20 protein-coding genes and 1 pseudogene are annotated in these 24,418 nt (G+C 69.5%); 11 read left to right on the forward strand and 10 right to left on the reverse strand.

The window, feature by feature from the left end; genetic code table 11:
- Positions 1–35: 35 nt before the first annotated feature.
- Complete coding sequence (locus ACFYMC_RS03800; protein WP_388518308.1) at positions 36–2,093, reverse strand: prolyl oligopeptidase family serine peptidase; 2,058 nt, start codon at positions 2,091–2,093, stop codon at positions 36–38.
- 223 nt (positions 2,094–2,316) lie between these two features.
- Between ACFYMC_RS03800 and ACFYMC_RS03805 the strand changes: the two genes are divergently transcribed.
- Complete coding sequence (locus ACFYMC_RS03805; RefSeq protein ID WP_388518627.1) at positions 2,317–3,813, forward strand: MFS transporter; 1,497 nt, start codon at positions 2,317–2,319, stop codon at positions 3,811–3,813.
- 71 nt (positions 3,814–3,884) lie between these two features.
- On the opposite strand, the gene ACFYMC_RS03810 is transcribed toward ACFYMC_RS03805, so the two are convergent.
- Entirely contained in the window at positions 3,885–4,364 is a 480-nt protein-coding gene (locus ACFYMC_RS03810) for a hypothetical protein (protein WP_388518311.1), read from the reverse strand.
- A gap of 376 nt (positions 4,365–4,740) precedes the next feature.
- On the opposite strand from ACFYMC_RS03810, the pseudogene ACFYMC_RS03815 reads away from it, so the two are divergent.
- The 4 genes and pseudogenes from ACFYMC_RS03815 to ACFYMC_RS03830 all read left to right on the forward strand — a co-directional run bounded on the left by ACFYMC_RS03815 (position 4,741) and on the right by ACFYMC_RS03830 (position 9,101).
- A pseudogene (locus ACFYMC_RS03815) lies at positions 4,741–5,119 on the forward strand (VOC family protein).
- A gap of 452 nt (positions 5,120–5,571) precedes the next feature.
- The gene (locus ACFYMC_RS03820) at positions 5,572–6,222 is read left to right on the forward strand and encodes a response regulator (RefSeq protein ID WP_388518314.1); all 651 of its coding nucleotides are present in this window, start codon (positions 5,572–5,574) and stop codon (positions 6,220–6,222) included.
- 33 nt (positions 6,223–6,255) lie between these two features.
- Positions 6,256–7,494: a sensor histidine kinase gene (locus ACFYMC_RS03825; protein ID WP_388518317.1), complete on the forward strand. Its 1,239-nt coding sequence runs from the start codon at positions 6,256–6,258 to the stop codon at positions 7,492–7,494.
- A gap of 260 nt (positions 7,495–7,754) precedes the next feature.
- Complete coding sequence (locus ACFYMC_RS03830; RefSeq protein ID WP_388518320.1) at positions 7,755–9,101, forward strand: aldehyde dehydrogenase family protein; 1,347 nt, start codon at positions 7,755–7,757, stop codon at positions 9,099–9,101.
- 74 nt (positions 9,102–9,175) lie between these two features.
- Here ACFYMC_RS03830 and ACFYMC_RS03835 read toward each other — a convergent pair whose 3' ends face one another.
- Positions 9,176–10,621 carry an MFS transporter gene (locus tag ACFYMC_RS03835; RefSeq protein ID WP_388518323.1) on the reverse strand — a complete coding sequence of 482 codons (1,446 nt, stop codon included), beginning with the start codon at positions 10,619–10,621 and terminating at the stop codon, positions 9,176–9,178.
- Between the two features lie 527 nt (positions 10,622–11,148).
- Between ACFYMC_RS03835 and ACFYMC_RS03840 the strand changes: the two genes are divergently transcribed.
- Positions 11,149–11,421 carry a hypothetical protein gene (locus ACFYMC_RS03840; protein WP_388518326.1) on the forward strand — a complete coding sequence of 91 codons (273 nt, stop codon included), beginning with the start codon at positions 11,149–11,151 and terminating at the stop codon, positions 11,419–11,421.
- A gap of 237 nt (positions 11,422–11,658) precedes the next feature.
- Here ACFYMC_RS03840 and ACFYMC_RS03845 read toward each other — a convergent pair whose 3' ends face one another.
- Entirely contained in the window at positions 11,659–12,042 is a 384-nt protein-coding gene (locus ACFYMC_RS03845; RefSeq protein ID WP_388518329.1) for a hypothetical protein, read from the reverse strand.
- Positions 12,043–12,352: 310 nt separating this feature from the next.
- On the opposite strand from ACFYMC_RS03845, the gene ACFYMC_RS03850 reads away from it, so the two are divergent.
- Positions 12,353–12,733: a hypothetical protein gene (locus ACFYMC_RS03850; protein ID WP_388518332.1), complete on the forward strand. Its 381-nt coding sequence runs from the start codon at positions 12,353–12,355 to the stop codon at positions 12,731–12,733.
- Positions 12,734–12,832: 99 nt separating this feature from the next.
- On the opposite strand, the gene ACFYMC_RS03855 is transcribed toward ACFYMC_RS03850, so the two are convergent.
- The 3 genes from ACFYMC_RS03855 to ACFYMC_RS03865 form a co-directional block, all read right to left on the reverse strand.
- On the reverse strand, positions 12,833–13,198 hold the full coding sequence (locus tag ACFYMC_RS03855) for a 6-pyruvoyl tetrahydropterin synthase family protein (protein ID WP_388518334.1): 366 nt from the start codon (positions 13,196–13,198) through the stop codon (positions 12,833–12,835).
- A gap of 76 nt (positions 13,199–13,274) precedes the next feature.
- Entirely contained in the window at positions 13,275–14,126 is an 852-nt protein-coding gene (locus tag ACFYMC_RS03860) for a GTP cyclohydrolase I FolE2 (protein ID WP_388518336.1), read from the reverse strand.
- 262 nt (positions 14,127–14,388) lie between these two features.
- Positions 14,389–14,925 (reverse strand): gluconokinase, encoded by a 537-nt coding sequence (locus tag ACFYMC_RS03865; RefSeq protein WP_388518338.1) that lies wholly within the window; start codon positions 14,923–14,925, stop codon positions 14,389–14,391.
- Positions 14,926–15,236: 311 nt separating this feature from the next.
- On the opposite strand from ACFYMC_RS03865, the gene ACFYMC_RS03870 reads away from it, so the two are divergent.
- Genes ACFYMC_RS03870 through ACFYMC_RS03885 form a run of 4 tightly spaced genes read left to right on the forward strand, consistent with a single transcriptional unit; the run spans position 15,237 to position 19,885 of the window.
- Positions 15,237–16,031 (forward strand): SDR family oxidoreductase, encoded by a 795-nt coding sequence (locus ACFYMC_RS03870; protein WP_388518629.1) that lies wholly within the window; start codon positions 15,237–15,239, stop codon positions 16,029–16,031.
- A 19-nt stretch (positions 16,032–16,050) separates the two neighbouring features.
- The gene (locus tag ACFYMC_RS03875) at positions 16,051–17,412 is read left to right on the forward strand and encodes an NAD(P)/FAD-dependent oxidoreductase (RefSeq protein ID WP_388518341.1); all 1,362 of its coding nucleotides are present in this window, start codon (positions 16,051–16,053) and stop codon (positions 17,410–17,412) included.
- On the forward strand, positions 17,409–18,869 hold the full coding sequence (locus ACFYMC_RS03880; RefSeq protein ID WP_388518344.1) for a cytochrome ubiquinol oxidase subunit I: 1,461 nt from the start codon (positions 17,409–17,411) through the stop codon (positions 18,867–18,869). Before ACFYMC_RS03875 ends, ACFYMC_RS03880 begins: the two co-directional genes overlap by 4 nt.
- On the forward strand, positions 18,866–19,885 hold the full coding sequence (locus ACFYMC_RS03885; protein ID WP_388518347.1) for a cytochrome d ubiquinol oxidase subunit II: 1,020 nt from the start codon (positions 18,866–18,868) through the stop codon (positions 19,883–19,885). Before ACFYMC_RS03880 ends, ACFYMC_RS03885 begins: the two co-directional genes overlap by 4 nt.
- A 67-nt stretch (positions 19,886–19,952) precedes the next feature.
- Here ACFYMC_RS03885 and ACFYMC_RS03890 read toward each other — a convergent pair whose 3' ends face one another.
- The 3 genes from ACFYMC_RS03890 to ACFYMC_RS03900 are packed head-to-tail and all read right to left on the reverse strand — an operon-like array spanning position 19,953 to position 24,371.
- Positions 19,953–21,533, reverse strand: a complete 1,581-nt coding sequence (locus ACFYMC_RS03890; RefSeq protein WP_388518350.1) for a GMC oxidoreductase — start codon at positions 21,531–21,533, stop codon at positions 19,953–19,955.
- Positions 21,534–21,583: 50 nt separating this feature from the next.
- Entirely contained in the window at positions 21,584–22,546 is a 963-nt protein-coding gene (locus ACFYMC_RS03895) for a cyclase family protein (RefSeq protein WP_388518353.1), read from the reverse strand.
- Position 22,547: 1 nt separating this feature from the next.
- Positions 22,548–24,371, reverse strand: coding sequence for a glycoside hydrolase family 15 protein (locus ACFYMC_RS03900; protein ID WP_388518356.1), 1,824 nt, complete (start codon positions 24,369–24,371; stop codon positions 22,548–22,550).
- Positions 24,372–24,418: the final 47 nt, after the last annotated feature.

Genomic DNA, 24,418 nt, shown 5'->3' on the forward strand with positions numbered 1-24,418 from the left:
GCCCCTCCTGCATGGGCCGAGTCAGGCCCCCTCGGCTATCGCTTCAAGGCGTCGCGCAGGAAGGCGAGTTCGAGTGCGGCAATGCGCTCCATGGTGCCTTCCGGTGTCATATGGCTGACTCCGGGCAGCGTCAGCATGTGGTGCGGTCGCCCTGCCGAAACGAGCGCCTGGGAGAGCAACAAGGAGTGGGAGGGGTGCACGTTGTCGTCCGCCAGGCCGTGGACCAGCATCAGCGGGCGCTCCAAGGAGGCCGCGTCCCCAAGGAGGCAGTCGCGCTCGTAGACCTCCGGTTCGTCCTGGGGGAGACCGAGGTAGCGCTCGGTGTAGGCCGTGTCGTAGTGGCGGAAGTCAGTCGGTGCCGCGCCGGCCACCGCGGCATGGAAGACGTCGGGGCGCCGCAGCACCGCCAGCGCCGCCAGATAGCCCCCGTAGGACCAACCGCGCACCCCGACCCTGCCCAAGTCCAGGTCGGGATGGGCCTCGCCCAGTGAACGTAGCGCGTCGACCTGGTCCTCCAGCGTGACCGCGGAGAAGCCCCGGAACATGGCGTGGGTGAAGGCGGGGGAGACGTGCGGCGTACCGCGGTTGTCGACGGTGACCACCGCGAAGCCGTGATCGGCCCACCACTGGCGCAGCTGCCAGCGGCGCGGCTCCCACGAGATCGCTTGGTAGCCCGGGCCGCCGTAGACGTCGAGCAGCACCGGCAGTCGGTTTCCGGGTACGTGGTGGCGCGGCATCACCAGGGCGGTCGGCAGGGCACGATCGGTGACCCGAGCCAACCGCGGAACGACCCGCATGGGCAGCGGCTGGGCCAGGTCCCGCAGTGTGAGCTCCTTCCCGTCGGACGTCCGTATGCTCCGGATCACCCCGTCCGGACCCGCGGAAGTCAGCAACAGCGAGCCGGCGGACGCCTTCGCGCTGTGGACGCCGGGACCGTCGGCCACGGGCCGGTGGTGGTGGCCGTCGGGATCGAGGAGCAGTACCTGTTGTCCGGCCGGGTCACCCTGCCCGACCTCGACGAGGAGTGCGCCCTCGTGTACGCCCACGAAGCGCCGCACCTGCACCCCCTCACCGGTCACGGGGACTCCGTCCACGGCCAGCGTGCGGGCGGCGCCGCCCGCGGTGTCCATGGCGGTGAGCGCCCGCCCGTCGGGTAGGCGGCAGGGGGTGCCGGGGAGGGGGTCGACCCACTGGGGGTGGACCGTCCGAGAGATTTCCCTGGTCCGCCCGCTCGCCGGGTCGGCGCTCAGGTGCAGCACCGTGTGTTGGAGCCTGTCCTGCACCGTCAGCAGGACCTCTTCCGCGGATGCCCAGTCCGCGTCGGAGACATAGGGGAACGCGGTGCTGTCCCAGTTCAGGCGCACCGGCTGCCCCTGCGCGGGGAACACCCATAGCTGCACGTCCGCGTTGGGGCCGCCGGCCTGCGGGTACGCGAACGACTCGGGCGCACGTTCAGGGTGTGCTGGGTCGGCGAACCAGCGCCGCGGCAGGGCCGATTCGTCCACCCGGGCGGCGAGGAGGGCGACGCCGTCCGGTGACCACCAGTGCCCCCGGGTCCGCCCTAGTTCCTCGGCGGCTGCGAACTCGGCCATCCCCCAGCGTGCCCTGTCCGGCGGCGTGATCCGCCCGCCGGGGGTCACATGGAGGGCGTCCTCGCTGACGTAGGCGGTGCGGGAGCCGTCGGTGTTCGGCCGGGGGTCGAAGGCGGGCCCCTCGACGGGGAGCTCCACGGGGGGCGCGGTGTCCTTTGCGCTCACGCGAAAGAGCCTTCCGTGGAGGGCGAAGACCGCGCCGGTGCCGTCGCCCGTGAGCGCGAAGGTGCCGATGCCCGGGGCCCACAGGCGTAGTCGTTCTCGAAGCCGCCGCTCGGGCTCTGGGATTTCACCCGAGCTCGGCGCCAGTTGGCGCGGGTCCGCCAGCAGCCGTTCGGCACCCGATTCGGCGTCGAGCACCCACAGGCCCTCGACCGGATCGGTGGGGCCGGTGGAGCGGAGGAAGTACACCAGCTTGCCGTGCGCGCCGAAGGTGATGGACCGGGGTGCGCCGAAGGTGAATCGCCCGGTCCGGGCCGAGAGTTCGAGGAAGGGATCCATGGGGGTCATCCTCACGAGCAGCGTCACACAGGATCAAGAAATGTGACATGTGAAATTACACACTCGTCCCCTGTGCGCGGACATGGAACCCTACGGGGTGTTTATATTCCACCTTTGTTGGTCCAAGTGGTGGATAGTGCACTCGGGGATTAGCGTCACAAGGGTGGATCAAAACGCGCTGCCGACCACCGGGACCGACGGCAAGGTCCAAGAGAGGCACGCACTGGCGCTGTTCGTCATCGCCTCGTGCCAGTTGATGATCGTTCTCGACATCACCATCGTGAACATCGCGTTGCCCCACATCCAGTCCTCGCTCGACTTCTCGACCACGAGCCTGTCGTGGGTGGTCAGCGCCTACACGTTGACCTTCGGCGGACTGCTGTTGCTCGGCGGGCGCTTCGGTGACATCCTCGGCCGGCGCCGGGTGTTCATTTTCGGCGTCCTGCTCTTCGGCCTAGCCTCCCTCCTCGGTGGCCTCGCCCAGAGTTCCTGGCAACTCCTCGCCGCCCGCGCCCTTCAGGGTGTGGGCGGAGCCATCGCCTCGCCCACCGCCCTCGCGCTGATCACCACCAACTTCCGTGAGGGTCCTGAGCGCAACCGGGCCTTCGGCGTGTTCGCCGCCGTCTCAGCCGGTGGCGGCGCGATCGGCCTGTTGGCGGGTGGAGTGCTCGTCGAATGGCTCAACTGGCGTTGGGTGTTCTTCGTCAACGTCCCCATCGCCCTGCTGATCGCCTTCGCCACCCCACGAGTGATCCGTGAGTCGGAACGGCACCCCGGTCACTTCGACCTCGCCGGTGCGTTCACCTCCACCCTCGGCATGGTGTCACTGGTGTACGGCTTCATCCGGGCCTCCCAGGACGGCTGGCGGGACCCACTGACCATCTGCGCCTTCCTCGCCGCCGTGGTCCTGCTGTCCGTCTTCATCTTCGTCGAACGCCGATCGCGCCAGCCCATCACCCCGCTGCACATGTTCGCCGACCGCAACCGCGCAGGTACCTACGGCATCATGCTCTTCCTCGCCGCCGCGATGTTCGGCATGTTCTTCTTCCTCACCCTGTTCGTCCAGAACGTGCTCGACTTCAGCCCCCTGGAGGCCGGGCTGGCCTTCCTCCCGGTGAGCGCGGTGATCGCGGTCGGCGCCGGTTTCACCTCCCAGCTGCTCCCTCGCTACGGGCCCAAACCCTTCATGGTCACCGGTGCGTTGCTCGCAGCCGCAGGCCTCTCCTGGCTGACCTTGACCGATGTCGACTCGACCTATCTGGGCAGCATCCTGGGGCCGATGCTGGTGTTCAGCCTCGGTATGGGGATGCAGTTCGTCTCGCTGACCCTGATGGCCCTTTCCAACGTCCGCACGGCCGAGTCCGGCGCCGCTTCCGGGCTGCTGAACGCAACCCAACAAGTGGGCGGCTCGCTGGGCCTGTCGATCCTGGTGACGGTCTTCGGCACCGCCAGTCGCCACGAAGCCGAGGTCCAGGTACCGCAGTTCCTGGCACAGGCCACGCCGCTGCAACGCGCGCTGTTCGAGCGCACCGGCCAACTCCCCGACCCCTGGGGCGATCAGGTGCTCGCCTCGGGCGTCAGCTCGGCCTTCATCACGGCCGCAGCCTTCACCCTGGTCGCCGCCGTCATCGCGCTGGTGGCCATCCAGGTCCGCCCGAGTGACCTCGAACGACTCAAGGGCACCCATGCCCCCGACGCGGAAGACGCCCGCGCGAACTGACGGAGAGCCGAGGCGCGCGGGCGCCAGGGCGGTGGCCGGCCGATGGGATCGACCGGCCGACGGGGGGTGCGTCAGCAGTACGCCTGCCTGGCTACCGCGGCGCCCCTGTCCCATCCGTCTGAGAACGGGGCGGTGCTCGACTGGGGCGCCCTGGCCCCGCAGTCATCCCGCACGGCGTACCAGCCGGCCACGATGCCGGCCTTCACGGTGCCCTCGCCGGGAGCCTGTGCCACCCCGCCGCTGCCGCCACTGCACCTGGTGACCTGGTTGTTCTGCGCTACCGCGTAGGTGCCGTCCGCGAGACCGCCCAGGGTGAAGGAGCCTTGCTCACGCACGATGAAGGCGCCTCCGGGCTCACTCGGTGAGGAGAGGAACGCGCTCTTTCCTGGTTCGAAGCCCTGGCCCGTCACGGACACCCTCCCCCGGTCGTCGGGCGCCGAGACGGTGCAACGTGCGGCGGGCGCGGCGGCGGCCGAGGTGGCCAGGGCCGGGCCCGCGGCCACTGAGGCGATCAGGGCGGCGAACACGGCGCTTCGGGTGGGGCGTTTCATGGTGCTGCCTCCGTCGGGAGAGGAAGAAGTGCAGGAGCCGCAGCGGAGGGGGCCGATCAGTTCCCGCCTGCGGGAGCGCTCCGGGGTCCGAGTCACGTCCGGACGTGACCTGACGGGGGTGGCCCGGGCGGCTGGCGGTCGGGCCGCAGCGACCGCGGTGGGTGCGGCCACCGCGGTACTCGGTCGGTCCCCGGTGCGCGGCCCGAGGTGACCTTGGTGGCCCATGGCGCGGGCGAGGGCCGGCTTTGCCATCGTCCCCTGCGAGCCCCGGCGTGTCGACCGGGGAGAGGGCAGGGGTGCGGCGGGCCCCGATCCCGGGGCGTTCATGGAGAACACCGCCCTGTGGTGGATCACGCTACGGTCCTATCATCCGTGCCTGATCGCTGAACTGCAGTGTGTGGTGCTGGACTGCCCTGAACCCTCGCAACTCTCCAACTTCTACCAGGCGTTGATCGGTGGATCGGTTGACCGGCCGGACCGCCGGTGGACGCTGGGGGAGAACTGGGCGACCCTCCACACACCCTCCGGCGTCGTCCTCGCCTTTCAGCGGGCGGCTGACCACCAGCCGCCGTCCTGGCCGAACCCCGAAAGACCCCAGCAGCTCCATCTGGACCTCGCCGTGCCGGATCTCGACCGCGCGCAGAGGGAAGTTCTTGCCCTGGGGGCGACCCTTCTCGACGAGGGCCCCAAGCGGGCGGGGTTGGCGGGTCTACGCCGACCCCGCCGGCCATCCCTTCTGCCTGGTGTGCGACTGAGGCGCCGGCCGGCGTGGTGAGCGCCCCGCGCCGCCGACCAGCGTGGCCCCGGCGGTGTTGCGCATGGGTGGCTGCGGTGAGGGGCCAGGGACGCCGGGGGTCGTGACAACTGCGCCGTCCCGGCGGGGGCGTCCCGCCCGACGGAGTAGCCGACGGTGTTGGCACCCGGCCGCCCCGGACGTGTTCCGACGCCTCGGAGACCGTGGGAAACGGTCGACAGTCCGGGACTGCGCGACAATGGACGAGGAAGTGTGAGCACCGGCCCTGGTCCCGGCCCTCGCAGTCCCGCCCGACCCGCGCCGCCCGGTACCGTGTCGGACGCGTCGCTGTCGAGCCTGGTCTCGTGTGGTCGGCGGGCGCCCGCCCGGGCGTGTACGTGGCACCGGGCGGGCCGCGCGGGCCTGGCCGGCGCCACGTACTCGATGGGGCTTGGCCCGACGGGACGGTCTGGAATGCACGCAGACGGCACGAGGGTGCGCGTCGTCGTAGCCGACGATCACCCGATCTACCGCGAAGGCGTCGTGCGCGCCCTGACCCAGAGCGGACAGGTCGAAGTGGTGGCCGAGGCGGCAGACGGCGCTTCGGCGCTCCAACACATCCGTGAGCACCGACCGGACGTCGCCGTGGTCGACCAGCGGCTGCCCGAGCTGGATGGCACCGCGGTGCTGCACGCCGTCGTACGCGACGGCCTGCCGGTGCGGGTGATCGTCCTGTCGGCCTATACCGACGACGGCCTGGTCTTCCGCGCCATCGAAGAGGGCGCAGCGGGCTATCTCGCCAAGGACGCCACCCGCAACGAGATCGTCGACGCCGTCATGCGCGTCGCACGAGGTGGCACGGCGCTGCCGGAGGACCTCACCACCGGGCTCATGGAACAGGTTCGGCTACGTGCCGGAGGGGACGACCGGGTGCTGCTCAGCGAGCGGGAGCTCCAGGTGCTCCGGGGCTTCTCCGAGGGCAAGAGCATCCCGCAGATCGCTCAGGAGCTGTTCCTCGCCCCCAGTACGGTCAAGACGCACACCCAGCGGCTCTACGAGAAGCTCGAAGTGAGTGACCGAGCCGCCGCGGTGGCCGAAGCGATGCGCCGCGGCCTCCTCGAATGACCGTCCCTCCGACTCGGGGTACGGAGAGTGATCATGGTGTCAGGTGGAGGTGAGCCTGCTCCGGGCGTGTCCGGAGGCGTTCCGGAGCGTCTCGTACCCCCTCCACAGTCCCGGCGTGCCCTGCGGGTTCAGGTGCTCGCACGCCTGCCGATCGTCGTGCTGCTGCTCGTGCAACTGCTGAGGTTCCCGCCGCACGAGCACGAGGTCGCCTGCGCCGTGCTCGTCGCGGGATACGCGATCTGGTCGCTGCTGCTGGTGGAGGTGGCCTGGTCCGACCGTTGGAGCGGGCGTTGGACGTATCACTTCCTCTGGCTTGACCTGCTCGTTCTCGGTCTGCTGCTGGTGCTCTCCCAGGGGTTCGCCTCGCCGGTCGGTGGCCGACCCCTGGTCGACGACGCGTTCTTCCTCGTGCCGGTCCTCGCTGCCTTCCAGATGCGGCCCCGGGTGACCGGCGAGATGAGCTGTGCCACCGCGTTCGCATACCTGCTGACCCTTGGCCTGTCTCGGGGAGAGCTCGGGTGGGCCTCCGTCGTGCTGCACGTTCTCGGCCTGCTCCTGGTGGGAGCGGTCTGCACCGCGTTGACCTGGGTGCAGAGCGAGCGGGTCAGGACCGTCGAGAAGCTGGTGGAGCAGAGCCACGCCCTCCTGGGGCAGGCGATGGACGCCGAGGAACGCGAACGCCGCAACCTCGCCGAAGCGCTGCACGACCAGGCGCTGCAAAACGTCCTGGCGGCCCGGCACGACGTGGACGAAGGGCGCTCCCCGGAGTACCGGCAAGAGGCTCTCGGGCGCGCCGACCTGGCCCTCGCCGACGCCGCGCGGCAGATGCGCTCGATCGTCTCGGAGCTGCACCCGGCGGTCCTCAAGGAACTGGGCCTGGTCCAGGCGGTGCAGTCGCTGGTCGCGAGCGCGAGCAGCCGCGGTAGGTTCGACGTCCGGGTGGAGGCCGGCGCCGTCCCGCGGTTCAGCCTGGAGCCCCTCGCCTTCGACGCGGTCCGAGAGCTGCTCGGGAACATCGTCAAGCACGCCCGAGCCCAGCACGTGCTCATCGGGCTGCACGCGGCGGACGGCCGGGTGACCATGGTGCTTGAGGACGACGGGGTGGGGCTTGGGCCCGGCGCCATGACCGAGAGCGTGCGCCGCGGGCACATCGGGTTGGCTTCCTTGCGCGTCCGGGTCGAGAGCGCGGGCGGGACACTCCAATTGGACCCCCGCGAGCCCAGCGGCACTCGCGCCCGGGTGGTGCTCCCCCTGATGCCGGCTTCTCGTTGATCCGCTCTCCCCGACCAGGGGAGCGGCCTTCCACCGGCCGATGGGCCGATCAGTGGTACCAGAGGGGGAGGGTGCTGCCCCAGGCTGGAGTTCCAACCCCGCAAAGAGACCTGGGAGGCCGACCGGCCCGATCGCCCCGACGGGCGGACGGAGCGGTCAGGAGCCGGCTGGGACGGCCGGTCGCGCTCGCCCGGGAAGACCACTGTCCGGCCGCTGGACGCCCGGCGGACCGGTGTGGTGGCGAGAGGAAAGGTGCAGCGATGAGTCAGGCGATCTCCGAAGTCCGGGACGGGCAGGCGTACGCAATACCCTTCGCGGAGCGGCTGGGAAGTCTCGACCGAGTGGCGAACCTGTTGCGTGACGAGCCGGGGGAGGTCCTGCGGATCATGGCCGAGATCTCCAACCACAAGACGGCACACGAGGAGCTTGAAGCCTGCATCGCCGCTCTGGAGGGCGCCAGGGACGAAGTCATGCGGTTCCAGCCGCCACGGATCCGTCAGGTCGGCGTGCTCATGCCGTCGAACATCCCGCTCTACGGTTATGTGGTCAATCTTCTGATCCCCGCCCTGTACAGCGAGCGCGTGGTGTTCCGGCCGTCAGGCCGTATCCGAAGCCAGACCCGCCGCCTCCATGATCTGCTCGGCGCCGTTCACGGCCTGCCCCTTGAGTACTGCGCCATCGGACAGCGCGAGTTCCTGGAAGGGGTGGCGGCCGGGTCCGAGGTGCTGGTGTTCACCGGGTCCTTCGACAACGCGGAGAAGATCCGTCGTCAGATCGACAAGAAGCAGCTGTTCCTGTACTTCGGCCAAGGCATCAACCCCTTCGTGGTGGGCCCCGAGGCGGACGTCGAGGAGGCGGTGGAAGGCGCCCTGCGCGTTCGACTTCTCAACTCCGGGCAGGACTGCTTCGGCCCCGACGTCTTCCTGGTGCACTCCTCGATCAGCGAACGGTTCTGTGAGCTCCTCGGTCAGCGGGTGCGGGACCTTCGACACGGAAACCACGAGGACCCCCGTGCGGACTACGGCTCGATGTACTACCTCGACGCCTTCGAGGCGGCTCTCGACCACCTCGTCGAGAGCCGTCGGGACATCGTGGTGGGAGGCCGGGCGAGCCTCGCCGAGGGACACCTGCAGCCCACCGTTCTGCTCAGGCCGCCGCAGAGCAAGGTCAGGCCCGCAGAGCTGTTCGCGCCCATCTTCAACGTGGTGCCCTACACCGACCCGGCATGGCTCCGCTCCACTCTCGACCACCAGTACTTCCGGGAACGGGCGATGGCGGCAACGGTGTACGGGGACGATCCGCAACTCGTCGAGCTCCTGCGCTCGCGGCACCTGGTGAGCGTCAACGAGACCTTGGCCGATGTGGAGAACGGCAACGAACCGTTCGGCGGCACGGGGGTCCGTGCGAACTACGCGGCGATCGCCGGGGAGCGGCACACCGAGCCGCTGCTCATCTCCAAGGCCATTGCCGACCACCTCGCGCCGGACACCGCCGCGTCACCCGGTCAGAACCCCCCGCGCAGCGGTACCACCGCAGGTTTCGCTGCGGGAGCCTTTGGGCCGGTGCCCACCGTGCGCCCCGAACAGGTGCTGGTCGCCAGTCGCTGAGCGCCGGGCATTTCCTCGCCCCGGGACTGACGACTGGCTGTTGGGCACGCGTACCGGCGCCTGGCAGCCCGTCGTCAGTGCTCGGAGGTTGCCTCGAAGTCGTGCGGCACCAGCCACACCACCAGGAGTGTCACGCTCGTGACGATGCCGACCGAGACATAGGCGGTGGTGTTCAGGGCTACGTTGAACGCCTCGCGCGCCGCGTCCAGCACCGCTCCCCCGTGGGTCTGTTGGGACTCCCGCGCACCACCGATCGACTCCCGGGCCTGACTCGGCCAGCCGCCCATGCCGCCGGTGTACACGGCTGCGTGGATGGAGCCGAGCAGGGCCACGCCCAGGGCCACCCCCAGCTCGTAGCTGGTCTCGGACACCGCTCCTGCCTGTCCGGCCCGTTCTGCGGGCACGGCTGACACCAGGGTCGTGGCCGATGCCGTGATCGCCAGGCCGTCGCCCAGTCCGCAGGAGACGAGGACGAGGGCGACGAGGAGGTACGAGAGGGGGCCGGGGGTGAAGGCAAGCAGCGCGAATCCGGCGATCAGGCCGCACAGACCCGTGGCCATGACCTTGCGGACCCCGATGCGTTCCAGCAGCCAGGGACAGACCAGGGCGCCCGCCAGCATGGCCGCCGCGGCGGGTACGGTACGCAGGCCCGCCTGGAACGGCGAGTACCCCTGCACGTACTGCAACCACAAGGACAGCAGGAAGAGTGCGGCGCCGATGGCCAGCATGGCCATGAACGTGGTGAGAGCCGCCGCGGTGAAGGCCCGGTTCTTGAAGAGCCGGACGTCGAGCAGCGGGTCCTCACGTTTGAGCTGACGGCGCGCGAACCAGGTGAGCGCCAGCACCCCGCAGACGAGCACGGCCAGGTCGGAGGGTTGCAGGCGGCCCTTGAAGACGGCCTTGATGCCCCAGGCGAGCCACACGATGCCGGCGATCGACAGGAGTGCGCTGAGCCAGTCCACCTGCTCATGGTGGGCGTCCTTGAACTCGGGGAGGAGCCGGAGCCCGGCGACGACAGTGACAGCGACGACCGGCACGTTGATCCAGAAGGCGGCCGACCAGCCGTAGGCCTCGATCAGCACTCCGCCGACCAGGGGGCCGATCGCGGCTCCAGCACCGGCCACGGCGGCCCAGACGGCGATGGCCAGCGCCCGCTCCCTGTCATCGGCGAAGATGTTCCGGATCAGCGACAGCGTGGACGGCATGATCATCGCCCCGCCGATGCCGAGGAGCGCCCGCCCGGCGATGAGCTGCTGCGGGCCGTTCGCGGTGGCCGCGGCCACCGATGCGACCCCGAAGATCGCGATGCCCCACAGGAACATGCGCTTACGACCGAAGCGGTCTCCGAGCGCACCGGTGGTGATCAGCAGGCCACCCAGCACCAGACCGTAGGTGTCGATGATCCACAGTTGCTGCAGGGCGCTGGGGTGCAGATCGTCGATGAGCAGCGGCAGGGCGACGTTGAGGATGGTCGCGTCCATGGCCACCAGCAGCAGACTCGAACACAGGACCGTCAACATGGCCCAGCGCCCCGCGGCGGGCGGTCGACGGTGCCCCGAGGCGTGCTCTGGTGGTGTCTCGCTTCGGCCCACGGATCCTCGCGTTTCTGCCCGGGCAGAGCCGCCCTCGGTACGGCTGTTGACCACACAACCAGCAGATCTTCCCCCCTGCCACACGCCGGGCCGCGGTGGCCGCCCGCCGCTCACACCGTTGGAGCCCTTCCGCTCCGTGCGGGGCCCGGTCAGTCGGCGCGGGCGTCCCCCGACGGGCGGGCGGGTCTTCCACCGGTCGATGCTCCGATCGGTGGTAACGGCAAAGTCGCCCCAGCAGCGACTGTGGAGTTGTCACCGCCCGAGAAGCACATCGAAAGGCGTCGGCACCGAGTCCGGAACGTAGGGATGCGTGCGGGGCGAGCGGACCGACCACCCCGGGAGTACCGCCCGGTGTGGGTGAACCGGAGGCTCTGTCCACCGGCGTCCGTGGCGATGGCCGCGGAGTTCGGACCGGACCGGCCTCGCCGACTATTCCTCAAGGAAGGAACCCAGTCATGAACATCTTCGCCAAGACCGCCGTCGCCGCCGCTGCCGGTGGAGCCCTCGCCTTCACGGGCGCATCGATCGCCACGGCACAGGACGGCAAGGAGCCCAAGGCGCGGGAGGCCGTAGTCAAGGCCGAGGGCACTGACGGAGTGGTCCGAGCGGCCTCCGCCGATGAGACCGGACCGCGGATCGGTCTCGCCCAGGCACCGGAGTCGGAAGTCGTGATCGTTGCTGCCGGTGACGACAAGCCCATCGCCCCGAGCGTGGTGGCGAAGTTCTGAGACGCCACCTCGCCAAACATGAGCACGGCCGGAACGGTTTAGGCGTTCCGGCCGTGCTCATGTCCGGCGGGGTGTGGGTCCGAAGTCCCCGGACCGCCGGCTCCGGCGTGCGACGGTCGGGGCGGGCCCGCCCCGGGCGCAGGGTGGGGCCGCGGTGGCGCCCGATCCCGGTGAACGCTCCCGAGCGGAGGGGCGGGTTGGCTGGCCACACACGGCGGGGGAGCGAGCGGAGTCGAATCAGGATCCGTTGCTCGCCGCGGCCACCGAGCGGGCCCACCACACCAGCGGCAACTGGAGGGGGAGGCGCCCATAGGCGGCAAGCCTCAACGGGGTCGGGCGGTGTCGCCAGTCGTGAGCCATCTTGAGGTTGGCGGGAAAGACGGCGGCGAAGAACAACGCCGAGGCGTGAGCGCTGACTCGGCGGGTCCGGGGGACGACCAGGCCGACCGCGAGCGTCAGTTCGACGGCGCCGCTCGCCTGTGTCCAGGCTCGGGGGCTTCCGGGAAGTGAGCGCGGCACCAGTGCGTCGAAGGAACGCGGTACGGCGAAGTGGGCTATGCCTGCACCGGCGAGGAGGCCGGCGAGCGCGAGCGGGGAGCGCAGGGAGGCGGGCGGGAACACGGTGGCTCCTCACGTAAGCACGGGGTGTCGAGGGCGTGCCCGGGGAAGGGAGCTGAACCCTACCAGCCAGTAGTGAATTGCGGTGGCATCAAGGCGCATCCCGCACAAGGGCACGCGCAAGGAAAGGCCCGGCAGGAGTTCCGCTTCCCGGCCGGTTGCCTCGACACGGGGCGGGGAACGCGTCCGCGCCGTAGAGTCGGTAGTTGAGCGCCCGTGGCGCGGACGGCCCGGGAACAAGCCGGTGCGGGCCCCGCGCACGGCGGCTGGAGGTCCGCCGCTGTAGGACGGGGGCGATCGGAGGTGCGGTGCCATGACCGGTCCGCAGGAACCACTCCCCGAGACCGCCTCGATCTGGGTGGAACAGCGGCTACCGGGGTTCCACCGCTGGCCCGAGGCCCCGCCCGAACGCGACTTCCTGGCCAGCCGCCACCGCCACCTCTTCAGAGTGCGGGTCGACGTCCTCGTCGCGCATGACGAACGTGACCTGGAGTTCTTCGATGTCGCTGATCTGATCCGCGAGTGGTGGGGGCCGGGGGAGCACGAGTTCGGTCCGGCATCCTGCGAGGCCATGGCGCGCGGGCTGGGGCAGTGGCTCATCGGGCGCGGCCTGCCCGTGGCCGAGACCTCGGTCGCCGCGGACGATGAGGGCGGCTCGCGCCTGGTCTGGCGCACCTCCCCCCGTTCCACCTGAGCTGCCCGGAAGCGGGTGCGGTGGTGCGCGCCCCGGGGTCCGCCCGGCGCGGGCGGCCGAGGACACGACGGAGCGGTGTGCCACACCGCACCGGGAAGATCAGATGGGACGGTACTCCGCCCACGTCTTGGGGGTTTCCGAGACCCGTACCGCGGTCAGTTCGGGAAGCCGCTGCGACCAGGTCTCGTGCACCCACATCGCGATCTGTTCCGCCGAGGGATTGCGACCGGCGATGCTGTCGTTGAGGTGCCGGTGGTCGAGGTGGGTGTCGATCCAGTCCTTGAAGTCCGCCAGGTCCCGGTAGTCGCGCACGAATCCTGCGTCCGTCAGCGCGTCGGAGGCGGCCGACAACTCGATGACGACGATGTAGTTGTGCCCGTGCATGCGGGAACAGGGATGGTCCGCCGGAAGGTGAGCGAGCTGGTGGCTCGCGGAGAAGTGGAACTCCTTGGAAATGGTCAACATTGGGAATCTCTCCGTTCGTTGCCGTGGGCGCGTGGGAAGCCGAACTCGGATGGGGCGGGCTTTCGCCCCGCCGCCCTCAGCCGGTGACCACGGCGATGGCGTCGTGACTGTGGATGCTCTCCAAGTTGCGCACCGCCACGCGGTGGACGAGGTCACGGCGGCGGCAGGCGGCGGACACCTCACGTGCCATGTCCTCCACGAACACCGGGTTGTCATAGGCCTGCATCGTCAGGACACGCTCGTCGGGGCGCTTGACCAGGGGTACCACCGGTGCGGAGGAGTGCGAGGTGGCGAGAGTGATCAACTCGCTGACGGACAGCGGGTACGGTGTGTCGCCCTGCCCCGTCACGGTGAGGGTGACCTGGCTGCGCTGGTTGTGGGCACCGTAGTCGGAGATGTTCTTGGAACAGGGGCAGAGGCTGGTGACCTCGCAGGTGACCGACGTGTTCAGGAGTACCTGACCGTCGTCCCAGTGCATCTCGAACGCCACGTCGTGCACGGCCCAGGACGTGATGCCGCTGGCGGGCGCCATGACCTCGGTGGCCACTTCCATGCTCAGGCGCACCGACAGCCCCGGAGCGTCGAGGGAACCGGCGCCCGTCTTGAGGAGGGTACCGACCGCCCTGGGATCGAAGTCGCGTAGCGCCTCGTGGACCAGGGCGACCATGCGGCTCATGTGGGTGCCTCGGCGGTCGTGTTGCAGACGCACGCTGACTTTCGCCTCCGCTATGCCCTGATGGCGCAGCTTTCCGTCGTCGAGCACGATCGGGTAGCGCAGCCCACTGATGCCCACCTCGTCGATCTCGATGCCGCGTCGGTCGTGCTCGTTCTGCACGTCGTGCAGCTCGCTCCCCACGGACGTGGTGGGCACGTGCGGGGGAGCGTGGCTGGCGGTGGTGTCAGGGCCGGCGGTGTCGGCGCGGAGCATCGGGCTTCCCTTCGTCGGGGGGAGAGGCCGCGGGAACGTCCCTGCCGGGCTGCCGCCCGCCTGGGTGGCTGGCTCGAACGGCCATGCCTCCACGTTCGCGCGGATCCCCCCTGCCCCGGCACATCCGATCGGTCGGGGTTCCGGACGAGGCGATGTCCCCCGATCGCAGGAGTGGCGTGGGCCCCGGTGGCCTCCACCTCGGGTTCCGCGCCGCACGGGCTTCCGCCCCTCCCGGCCGGAAGGCGCACGGTTGCCGCGCCCGTCACGTCCGGGCGCGGTCGGCCTGGAACCGTGCCAGGGCCTCCTCGGCCTGCCCGACGACGGATTTCTCGTCCCTGTCCGCTCGCACCGTCAGGCCGGGTTCGTCGGCCTGCAAGGGCTCCAGGGTGTCGTACTGCGAGGCCAGGAGCTCGGCGGGCATGAAGTGCCCGGTCCGCCCGGTCAGGCGTGCTCGCGCGATCTGCTGGTCCAAGGCCAGGTGCAGGAACCAGACGCCCGGGCCGGCGGCTCGCAGACGATCGCGGTAGCGCCGTTTCAGGGCCGAACACGCGATCACGGCGCTGTGCCCGGCGCGGCTGGAGTCACGGATTCGGTCGGCCAGGCTCTGCAGCCAGGGATCGCGGTCCTCGTCGTCCAGCGGATGCCCGGCCGCCATTTTGGCGATGCTCGTGGCGCGGTGGAAGTCGTCGCCCTCCACGAAGGGGCAGCGGAGCCGACGGGCGAGGAGCCGCCCCGTGCTGGACTTGCCGGAGGCGGACACGCCCATGACCACGACGATGGGCGGTGCTGGTGCACCCACGGGTTCCTCCCTGCCCCGCACACGACGAAGCCCCGTGCGGGAGATCGTTTGCGGGTCGAGACACAGGGGCCGGTGCGAGCTCCGCGCCATCGACCCGGTCCGTGCAACGGTACGTCCCGGCCCGTCCCGGGGGCGTCCTGCTGTTGCGCCGGCGGAGTGGCGTTGCCGCTTCCGAACGGACGAGTGGGGCGAGCCGTTCGCCTGCGACAGGTGGGGTCCGAGGAGTGTGGCGTCCGGTTGCTGGTCCACGGTCGGGACGGGAGAGCTCGGTGACATCAGCTGTGGTTGAGGAGTCTCGGCAGGGACCACCGATCCTTCGGGGGCAGAAGGCACTGGTGACCGGCGCCAACTCCGGCATCGGAAAGGCGACCGCGATCAGCCTCGGCCGGGCGGGCGCAGACGTGGTGGTGAACTACGTCTGCGAGCCGCAGGCGGCCGAGGCGGTGGTCGCACAGATCAAGTCCTATGGGGTTCGGGCCTACGCCCACGAGGCAGACGTCTCCCAGGAGGACCAGGTCGTATCGATGGTCGACCGGATGGTCGAGGAGCTCGGCACCCTCGACATCATGGTGGCCAACGCCGGACTCCAGCGGGATGCCACTGCCACCGAGATGACCTTCGCCCAGTGGCAGAAGGTGCTGGACGTCAACCTCACCGGTCAGTTCCTGTGCGCACGGGCAGCTGCGAAGGAGTTCGTCCGCCGGGGAGTGGTGCCGCAGGTGTCCCGATCGGCCGGGAAGATCGTCTGCATGAGTTCGGTCCACCAGATCATCCCCTGGTCGGGCCACGCGAACTACGCCGCTTCCAAGGGCGGCGTCCTGATGCTGATGCAGACGCTGGCACAGGAACTCGCCCCGCAGGGCATCAGGGTGAACGCGGTCGCGCCCGGAGCCATCCGCACCCCCATCAACCGCGACGCCTGGGACACCGCCGCAGCCGAGGCGGACCTCCTGCAACTCATCCCCTACCGGCGGGTGGGTGACCCCGAAGACATCGCCAACGCGGTGACCCTCCTGGCCTCCGACCTGATGGACTACGTCGTCGGAACCACTCTCTACGTCGACGGCGGGATGACGCTCTTCCCCGGCTTCGCCACTGGAGGCTGACCGGACCGTGGAAGACCACGTGACACCCCGCCGGGTGGTGATCGTCGGTGGCGGCTTCGCCGGCCTCTTCGCAGTACGGGCGCTGCGCAGCGCCCCGGTGGAAGTGACCCTCGTCGACCGCTGCGCCCACCACCTCTTCCAGCCCCTCCTCTACCAGTGCGCCTCAGGCATCCTCTCCGAGGGGCAGATCGCCCAGCCGCTGCGAGCCGTCCTACGGCGCCGTCCCCACGTGCGGTGCCTGCTCGCCACGGCCACCGACGTGGACGTGGCCCGACGGATCGTCCACGCCGAGCGCCCGGACGGCGGCCAGCTGGAGCTGCCCTACGACGATCTGATCGTGGGAGTCGGCGTGCGGCAGTCCTACTTCGGGCACGACGAGTTCGCCCGGCACGCCACGGGCATGAAGACGCTGTCGGACGCGCTGGCCGTACGGGCCAAGCTGTTCCGGGCGTTCGAGATGGCCGAGGCCAGCAGCGACCCAAGAGAACGCGCGCAGTGGCTTACCTTCGCGCTCGTGGGCGGTGGCCCCACCGGCGTCGAACTCGCCGGGCAGATCCGGGAGATCGCCAGCCACACCCTCGACCGGGAGTTCTCCACGATCGACCCGAGCCAGGCCCGGGTGCTGCTCTTCGACGGATCGGCAGCCGTACTGGGTGCTTTCGGTCCGGTGCTCTCTCGCCGGGCCGCCCGAACGCTGAAGGACCTCGGGGTTGAGATCCACCTGGACTCGATCGTCACCGACGTGGACGCCCAGGGGCTGACCGTACGGCGCAAGGACGGCAGCGTTGAGCAGGTGCGGGCGCGCACGGTGCTGTGGACCGCCGGAGTGGAGGCGCCACCGCTGGCGACCGCCCTGGCCAGGGCGACCGGTGCCGAGCAGGACCGGGTGGGACGTATCAAGGTCGAGCCCGACCTGACCATCGCCGACCATCCGGAGATCCGAGTGGTCGGCGATCTGATGAGTCTGGACGATTTGCCCGGGCTTGCCGAGGTCGCCATGCAGAGCGGGGCCTACGCGGGCCGGCGGATCCGCCACGCGATCGAGGGCAGAACCGCCAGGCCGCGACCTTTTCGCTATCTGGACCTGGGCAGCGCGGCCTACATCTCCCGGGGGAACGCTGTCGTGAAGATGGGCCGCTTCCACGCCTCCGGGCTGGTCGGATGGCTCGTCTGGTTGTGCATCCACATCGTCTTCCTCACCGGCTTCCGCAGCCGGGCCGGCGCTCTGCTCAGTTGGGCGGTGGTCTTCGCCTCCGGCTCGCGACGTGAGCGCGCCTTCGTCTCGACGGCTCGGAAGTCCTCCGCCGCCCCGCAGGGGCCGTGGGCCGGCTCGTCGGCCGACCCGGTGGGCTCCGGGACGGAACCAGGGGGGTCCCGATGAACACCATGGTGGTCCTCCTGGCGGAAGCCCCCGCCCAACTGCTGCCCGCCCGCGAAATGATGGCCTTCACCCTGGCCTGTCACATCCTGCTGGTGCCGATGGGGGTGGCATTGCCGTTCATCACCCTCGTCATGCACTACCGGGGGCTACGCAAGGGCGACCCCGTAGCCCTATTGCTGGCTCGCCGCTGGTCAGCGGTCATGGCCGTACAGTTCGCCGTGGGCATCGTCACCGGAACCGTGCTGTCCTTCGAGTTCGGACTTCTCTGGCCGGGCCTTATGGGCCGCTGGGGCGACGTGTTCGGACTCGGGTTCGGAATCGAGTCCTGGGCCTTCTTCCTTGAGGCCATCCTGATCGCCATCTACCTCTACGGGTGGCGCCGTCTGAAGCCGAGAACGCACTTCTGGCTCGGCCTGCCTCTGCCATTGGCAGCCCTGATGGGGGCGTTCGGCATCATCGCCGCCAACTCGTGGATGAACACCCCACAGGGGTTCACCCTCGATTCCAGCGGTACTCCCGTGGGCATCAACGTCCAACAGGCCATCTTCACACCGATGTTCGGACCGCAGTACTGGCACTTCGTCGTCGCGATGTTCCTCACCGCCGGCTACCTCGTGGCCGGCGTCTACGCGGTCGGTTGGCTGCGCGGACGCCGTGACCGCTACCACCGCCTCGGGTTCACCATTCCCTTCACGGTGGCGGCGGTCCTCACTCCCGTGCAGTTCTTCCTGGGTGACAACATCACCCGGCAGATCTTCCAGAAGCAGCCCGTGAAGTTCGCCGCAGCCGAATTGGTCTGGGAGACCGACACCCATGTACCGGAGTACATGTTCGGCCGGCTACAGGAGGACGGCAGCGTCAAGGGCGGCCTCAGGATTCCGCAACTCGACTCCATCCTGGCTGGGTTCAGCCCCGACACCGAGGTCACCGGACTGACCTCGGTGCCTGCAGCTGACCGGCCCACCGTCGCCCAGGCGAACATCGTGCACTGGGCCTTCGACATCATGGCCCTCCTCGGCAGCGCGCTGATCCTGCTGGCACTCTGGTACGGCTGGTGTTGGTGGAGGCGCCGTGACCTGCCGAAATCCCGATGGTTCTTCCGGTGCGCGGCCCTCGCCGGCGTGGCGAGCGTGGTGACGGTGGAATGCGGCTGGGTCACCACGGAGGTGGGTCGCCAACCCTGGATCGTCTACCAGAACATGCGGGTCTCCGAGGCGGTTACGCCCACCTCGGCCTCCTCGCTGTGGGCCATGTTCGGGGTGGTCATCGTGGTCTACCTGTTGGTCTTCGGCGCCTTCCTTGGCGTCCTGCTCAAGATGCGGACCCGCTGGCGGCTCGCCGACTCCGGTTCCGCGCGGGCACTCGCCGACAACCCGGAAACGGACACCCCCTACGGTCCGCGTTCGGAGCCCGCCGGCGCCGCGGGCGGCGGCCGAACACCCGGAGAGCAGTCGTGACCGCGAACATCGTCGCCTGGATCCTGCTGCTGGCGGTCGCGGCCTATGCCTGCGGTGGCGGCGTGGACTACGGGGCCGGGTTCTGGGACCTGGTGGCAGGCGGCGCCGAACGCGGCAAGAGGGCACGCTGGTTGATCGATCACGCCATGGCGCCCGTGTGGGAGGTCAACAACGTCTGGCTGATCTTCGTGCTGGTCCTGATGTGGACCGGCTTCCCGGTGTTCTTCCAGACGGTGTTCACCGCCCTGTGGCTCCCACTTGCGCTGGCAGCCGTCGGGATGGTGTTGCGTGGGGCCGGCTTCGCCCTTCGAAAGCCCACCCGCCGTCTGGCCAAGCGCCGGATCTACGGTGCAGCCTTCGCCGTTTCCTCGCTCCTCACGCCGTTCTTCCTGGGCGCGGCCGTCGGCGGAGTGGCTTCCGGCCGGGTCGCACCGGGAACCACCGCCTCGGCTGACGCCTGGGCCAACACCACTTCGATCATGGGCGGGCTCGCGGCCGTTGCGGCCACCGCCTTCCTCGGAGCGGTGTTCTTGACCGTGGACGCCCGCCGCTTCGAGGCACCAGATCTGGTCGGCTACTTCCGACGGAGGGCCTGGGCCGGGTGCGCGGCCCTGCTGATCGTCGGAGTGATCGGCCTGAGCGTGACCGACCCGCACGCCACGTACGTCCATCACGGACTCACCCACGGCGCCGGGCTCGCCTTGGTCCTCCTCGCGGTGGCGGCGGTGGCGGTCACCGCCGTCCTGGTCGCCGGGGACGCTGCCGGATGGGCGAGATACTCCTCGGTGGCGGCGGTGGCGCTGCTGGTCGCCGCATGGGGGTTCGCCCAGCGTCCCTACCTGGTGCCCACCTCGTTGACCGTGCAGCAGGCCGCCGGTGCGAGCGCGCCGTTGCAGTGGATGTTGATCGTGGCGGCCGTCGCGCTCGTACTGATCGGGCCCGCCCTGGTCGTGCTGTACCGCCTCGACACCCATGGGGTGTTGGAGACGCTTCCCGAGGAGGAGGGCGAACAGTGACCGCGGGCTTCCACGCGGGCCGCACCGCTCGGGCGCCGGGGCCGCGAACGGTCCGCACCCGGGGTGCTCAGCGGATGCGTTCGGCGATGTGGTCACCCACGCGCAACGCGTTGGCGATGGCGGTGAGGGACGGATTGACGGCGCCGATGCTCGGGAAGAAGCTGGTGTCCACGACGTAGAGGTTGTCCAACTCGTGCGCCTTGCAGTTGATATCGAGAGCAGAGGCGGCCGGGTCCAATCCGAACCTTACGGTGCCGGCCTGATGGGCGGTGGCTCCGATCGGCATCCCCTTGTGCAGGTAGATGCTGTGCGGTAGTAGGTGGTGCGGGTGCATCCCGAGCCTGCTCAACATCCCCTGCAGCTTGTGCCTTAGCCGGCCCAGTCCTTCGATGTTGTTCTTCTCGTCCAGAGCCAGGTGGATGTCCCCGTTCGCGTCCAGGGTCACGCGGTTCTCCGGCCGGGGCAGGTCCTCGCCACAGAGCCAGAAGTCCACCGCGTGGTGGGCCAACACCTCGAACGGCATGTCGGGCGACGCCAGTCCCGCCCAGCGCGGCGCCTCACCCCTGATCTGGTCGGCGTCGGACTTGCCCAGCATCTGGATGCCGCCGAGCGGAAAGTCCCAGTCGTCCGCGCCCAGGTACCAGTCGTGCAGTGCGAGGGTCTTCTGGAACCGGGTTTCGTTCGGCTCCTTCGAAACCGCCATCAGGGCGAGGTTGTTGTGGCGCATGTAGTGGCGACCCACCACGTCGGAGCCGTTGGCCAGGCCGCCGGGGTGGTGCTCGTTCGCGGAACGCAGCAGCAGGGCGGCGGAGTTCACCGCCCCACAGGAGACCACGACGATGTCCCCACCGAACCGCACCTCGGAGCCGTCCTCCAACTCCGCGACCACCTCGCTGATGGAGCGCCCACCGCTGTCGGTCCGAAGCCTTCGCACGTGGGCACCGGTGACCATACGGACGTTGTCGTGCTGGAGGGCGGGGTCCACGCAGATCACCTGGGAGTCCGACTTACCACCGACCAGACAGGGGAACCCGTCCACCCGGTCGCACCGGATGCACACGCTCTCATGGCTCGCACGCCCTTGGGGATCCTGGATGAGGTTCACGCCGATGGGGAGATGGAAGGGATGCAGGCCCTGCCGGCACAGGTCGTCGCTGAGCTGCTGGATCCGCGGTTCGTGCTGGACGGGTGGGTAGGCGTACTGGGAGCTGACCGGTCCCTCGCTCGGGTCCTCGCCGTGCTCGCCGTGCACCCGATAGAGGTGCTCGGCCTGTGTGTAGTACGGCTCGAAGTCCGTGTAACGCAGGGGCCAGGATGGCGAGATACCGCCATGGTGGCGCAACTCGTCGAAGTCCTGCGGGCGCAGCCTGAACAGAGCCGCGCCGTAGAACTTGGTGTTCCCACCGACGTAGTAGTTGACCTCGGGCGGGAACCGCTCGCCGTGTTTGTCGTACCAGCACTCGGGGGCTCGGTACTTGCCCCTGACGAAGACCGCGGAGGACTCCCAGTTGTCCCGTTCACGGGGGAGGTATCCGCCGCGTTCGAGGATCAGGATGCGCTTGCCGGTGGGAGCGAGGCGGTGCGCCAGGGTGCCGCCTCCCGCACCGGTACCGATGATGATGACGTCGTAGTGCTGATCGTCGCCCATGGGGACCACCTTGGGTTCGTGGGTGGGGTGTCCGTCGAGGGCCCTTCAGGTCAAAGGACCGCGACGGGGTTCACGGGTGAGCCGGTGGCCTGCGGCAGCCGCAGCGGTGCGACCACGCAGAGGAACGACCAGCGACCCTCCTGTTCGCACAGCGGCACCAGATCCTCGAACTGCAGATAGTCCAGGAGGTGCATCCCGAGGGCGTGTACACCCAGTACGTGCACGGGGAAGTCGACCCCCTCGGTGAGGCTCGGTGCGGCGTCATTGTTGCTGTCGCTCCCCAGGACGGCCACCGCGCGTTCGGCGAGGAACTCCATGGCCGTCGGGTGCAGTCCGGCACGGGTACGGGCGACGTCCCAGGGACCTACCTCGTTCCGGCGCCGGCGGTGGCCGAACCGGACGAACAACAGGTCTCCCGCGCCCACTCGCACGCCCTGACTCCGTTCAGCCGCCAGCAGTTCGTCCGCGTCGACGTACTCTCCCGGTTCGAGCCACCGCACTCCGCGCAGCCGCGGGATGTCGAGCAGGACCCCTCGGCCCGCGATCCCGTTCCCGGCCAGGTCCACGGACAGCCTTCTCGCCCCCTTTGACGTGAGCGTGGTGGCGGGCACCCCGCCGTGCAGGGTGCCGTCGTACACGACGTGGCAGAGCGCATCGAGGTGACTGTTCGCATCGCCGTGCACGTTCATGCCGAAGCGGTCGGTGGCGAAGTGCACCCCACCCTCCTGCGCCTCGCTCGGCGAAGGGCCTGTCATCCGATGGTCCGCCGGTTGCGGATCGTCGGGGGCGGTGTGGGTTTCGATCGGGGCGGCCATCGTCACCGCCCGGCCGAGGCGGACCTCGCCCGCAGCCGTCCGGACGTGCTGGGCGGTGAGGGAGGCCAGGGCGCCCTGTGCGTCACCGGTCCCCATTCGCTGGAGCCGCCGGTAGAGCTCTTCGAAGTCGGATCGGCTCTGTGGCTGTTGCCGCTTCGAACGGCTGGATTCTCCCAAGGGCGCTGCTGCTTCAGGCATGTCAGCCACGCTGCCGATCCAGTGCCTCGTCCAGCGTGCTGGCCGCCATGATGAGCGACAGGTGGGTGAACGCCTGTGGGAAGTTGCCTAGTTGTTCCCCGCTCGGGCCCACCTCCTCGGCGAACAGGCCGACATGGTTGGCGTAGGTGTGCATCTTCTCGAAGGTGTAGCGGGCCGGGCGCAGTCGTCCGGCCCGGGCCAGCGCGTCCACGTATAGGAAGGTGCAGAGACTGAAGGTGCCCTCCGAGCCACGCAGACCGTCGGGCGAGGCGGCCGAGTCGTAGCGGTAGACGAGGCTGTCGGAGACCAGAGCGCGGTCCATCGCGTCCAGGGTGGAGAGCCACGAAGGGTCCCGAGGCGCGACGAATCCCACCCGGGGCATCAGGAGCAGGGAGGCGTCCAGGACGTCGTTCTCCCCGCCGAAGTGCTGTACGTAGGCCCGGTTCGACTTGCTCCAACCACGCTCCATCACCTGCTCCAAGATGGCGTCTCGGGCAGTGGTCCAGCGGTGCGTGTCCGCGGGCCGGCTGAAGTCCGAAGCCAGCTTCAGGCCACGGTCGAAGGCCGCCCAGCACATCACGCGGCTGTAGGTGAAGTCCTTGCGCCCGCCGCGCGTTTCCCAGATGCCCTCGTCGGGGCGGTCCCAGGAGTCAGCCAGCCAGTCCAGGGTGCGGGAAAGGGTCTTCCAGCCCCAGTAGCCCGACTGCACGGCGATCTCCCGTCCCTCCGACAAGGCGTACAACACCTCGCCGTAGATGTCCAACTGCAACTGTTGGGCAGCGGCGTTGCCGAGCCGGACCGGTGCCGAGCCCCGATAGCCCTCCAGGTGGTCGAGGACTTCCTCGCCCAGCAGCGGCTCCCCGTCGACCCGGTACATGATCTGGAGCGGTTCGCCGCCTCTGCCCTGCGCCTCGTGGAGTCGGTTTCCCAGCCAGTGGACGAATTGAGTGGCTTCCTCGACGAACCCGAGGTCGAGCATCGACCGGACGGAGAGTGATCCGTCGCGCACCCAGGTGTAGCGGTAGTCCCAGTTGCGCTCGCCGCCGACCTGTTCGGGCAGGCCCATGGTGGCGGCGGCGACCGGGGCGCCCGTGGGGGCGTAAGTGAGCAGCTTGAGGGTGATGGCGGAGCGGTTGACCATATCGGGCCAGCGGCCACGGTAGTTGGAGCCCCGCACCCAGTTCTGCCAGAAGTCCGCCACCTCCCAGAGGCGTTGGGTGATCCCCTCAGCGGTCGGTGGGGCGGGTGCTTTGCCTGCGCTCCCACAGACGGTGAAGACGGCCGCCGCCGCTTCGCCGACGCTCAGTGTGACCGAGCCGCGCAGGTCGTCTCCGTCCCGCTCCAGCGGGAAGGTGCTCTGGAGGTATGCGGTCACCTCAGGCGCCCGGAAGACGGCGACGTCGGGCCGTAGGTCGAGCGTGTGGGTGGCCCGGCCGTAGTCGAACCGCGGGCGGCACTCCAGATCGAACTGGACGGTGCCCCGCACGGTGCGCACCAACCGGATCAGGGTGTGCTCGTCGCTCGCCGTTCGGCTGGCGTTCGGCGGCATCCAGTCGAGCACCTCGCCGACGCCGTCGGGTGACATGAACCGTGTGACGAGGATCGCGGTGTCCGGGTAGTAGAGCTGCCTGCAACTGGCCTGCGGATCCCGGGACGCGAGCCGGAAGTACCCACCGCGGTCGTGGTCGAGCAAGGCGGCGAAGACGCTGGGCGAGTCGAAGCGGGGCGCGGCGAACCAGTTGACCACGCCCTGCGAGGTCACCAGGGCGGCGGTCTGCAGGTCGCCGATGAGTCCGTGGTCAGCGATCGGCGGGTATCGGTCCATGGGTGTCCCTAGATCACGAAGCGTCCTTGATGCCCACTATTGGGGTT

This window comes from Streptomyces sp. NPDC006879 (assembly GCF_042869595.1).
Classification (GTDB): domain Bacteria; phylum Actinomycetota; class Actinomycetes; order Streptomycetales; family Streptomycetaceae; genus Streptomyces.

What these genes read in the sequence shown, in the direction of transcription:
- ACFYMC_RS03800 (WP_388518308.1), bottom strand. Translation starts at nt 2,093, where the DNA reads ATGGATCCCTTCCTCGAACTCTCGGCCCGGACCGGGCGATTCACCTTC.
- ACFYMC_RS03810 (WP_388518311.1), bottom strand. Translation starts at nt 4,364, where the DNA reads ATGAAACGCCCCACCCGAAGCGCCGTGTTCGCCGCCCTGATCGCCTCA.
- ACFYMC_RS03820 (WP_388518314.1), top strand. Translation starts at nt 5,572, where the DNA reads ATGCACGCAGACGGCACGAGGGTGCGCGTCGTCGTAGCCGACGATCAC.
- ACFYMC_RS03825 (WP_388518317.1), top strand. Translation starts at nt 6,256, where the DNA reads ATGGTGTCAGGTGGAGGTGAGCCTGCTCCGGGCGTGTCCGGAGGCGTT.
- ACFYMC_RS03830 (WP_388518320.1), top strand. Translation starts at nt 7,755, where the DNA reads ATGAGTCAGGCGATCTCCGAAGTCCGGGACGGGCAGGCGTACGCAATA.
- ACFYMC_RS03835 (WP_388518323.1), bottom strand. Translation starts at nt 10,621, where the DNA reads ATGTTGACGGTCCTGTGTTCGAGTCTGCTGCTGGTGGCCATGGACGCG.
- ACFYMC_RS03840 (WP_388518326.1), top strand. Translation starts at nt 11,149, where the DNA reads ATGAACATCTTCGCCAAGACCGCCGTCGCCGCCGCTGCCGGTGGAGCC.
- ACFYMC_RS03850 (WP_388518332.1), top strand. Translation starts at nt 12,353, where the DNA reads ATGACCGGTCCGCAGGAACCACTCCCCGAGACCGCCTCGATCTGGGTG.
- ACFYMC_RS03855 (WP_388518334.1), bottom strand. Translation starts at nt 13,198, where the DNA reads ATGTTGACCATTTCCAAGGAGTTCCACTTCTCCGCGAGCCACCAGCTC.
- ACFYMC_RS03860 (WP_388518336.1), bottom strand. Translation starts at nt 14,126, where the DNA reads ATGCTCCGCGCCGACACCGCCGGCCCTGACACCACCGCCAGCCACGCT.
- ACFYMC_RS03880 (WP_388518344.1), top strand. Translation starts at nt 17,409, where the DNA reads ATGAACACCATGGTGGTCCTCCTGGCGGAAGCCCCCGCCCAACTGCTG.
- ACFYMC_RS03890 (WP_388518350.1), bottom strand. Translation starts at nt 21,533, where the DNA reads ATGGGCGACGATCAGCACTACGACGTCATCATCATCGGTACCGGTGCG.
- ACFYMC_RS03895 (WP_388518353.1), bottom strand. Translation starts at nt 22,546, where the DNA reads ATGCCTGAAGCAGCAGCGCCCTTGGGAGAATCCAGCCGTTCGAAGCGG.
- ACFYMC_RS03900 (WP_388518356.1), bottom strand. Translation starts at nt 24,371, where the DNA reads ATGGACCGATACCCGCCGATCGCTGACCACGGACTCATCGGCGACCTG.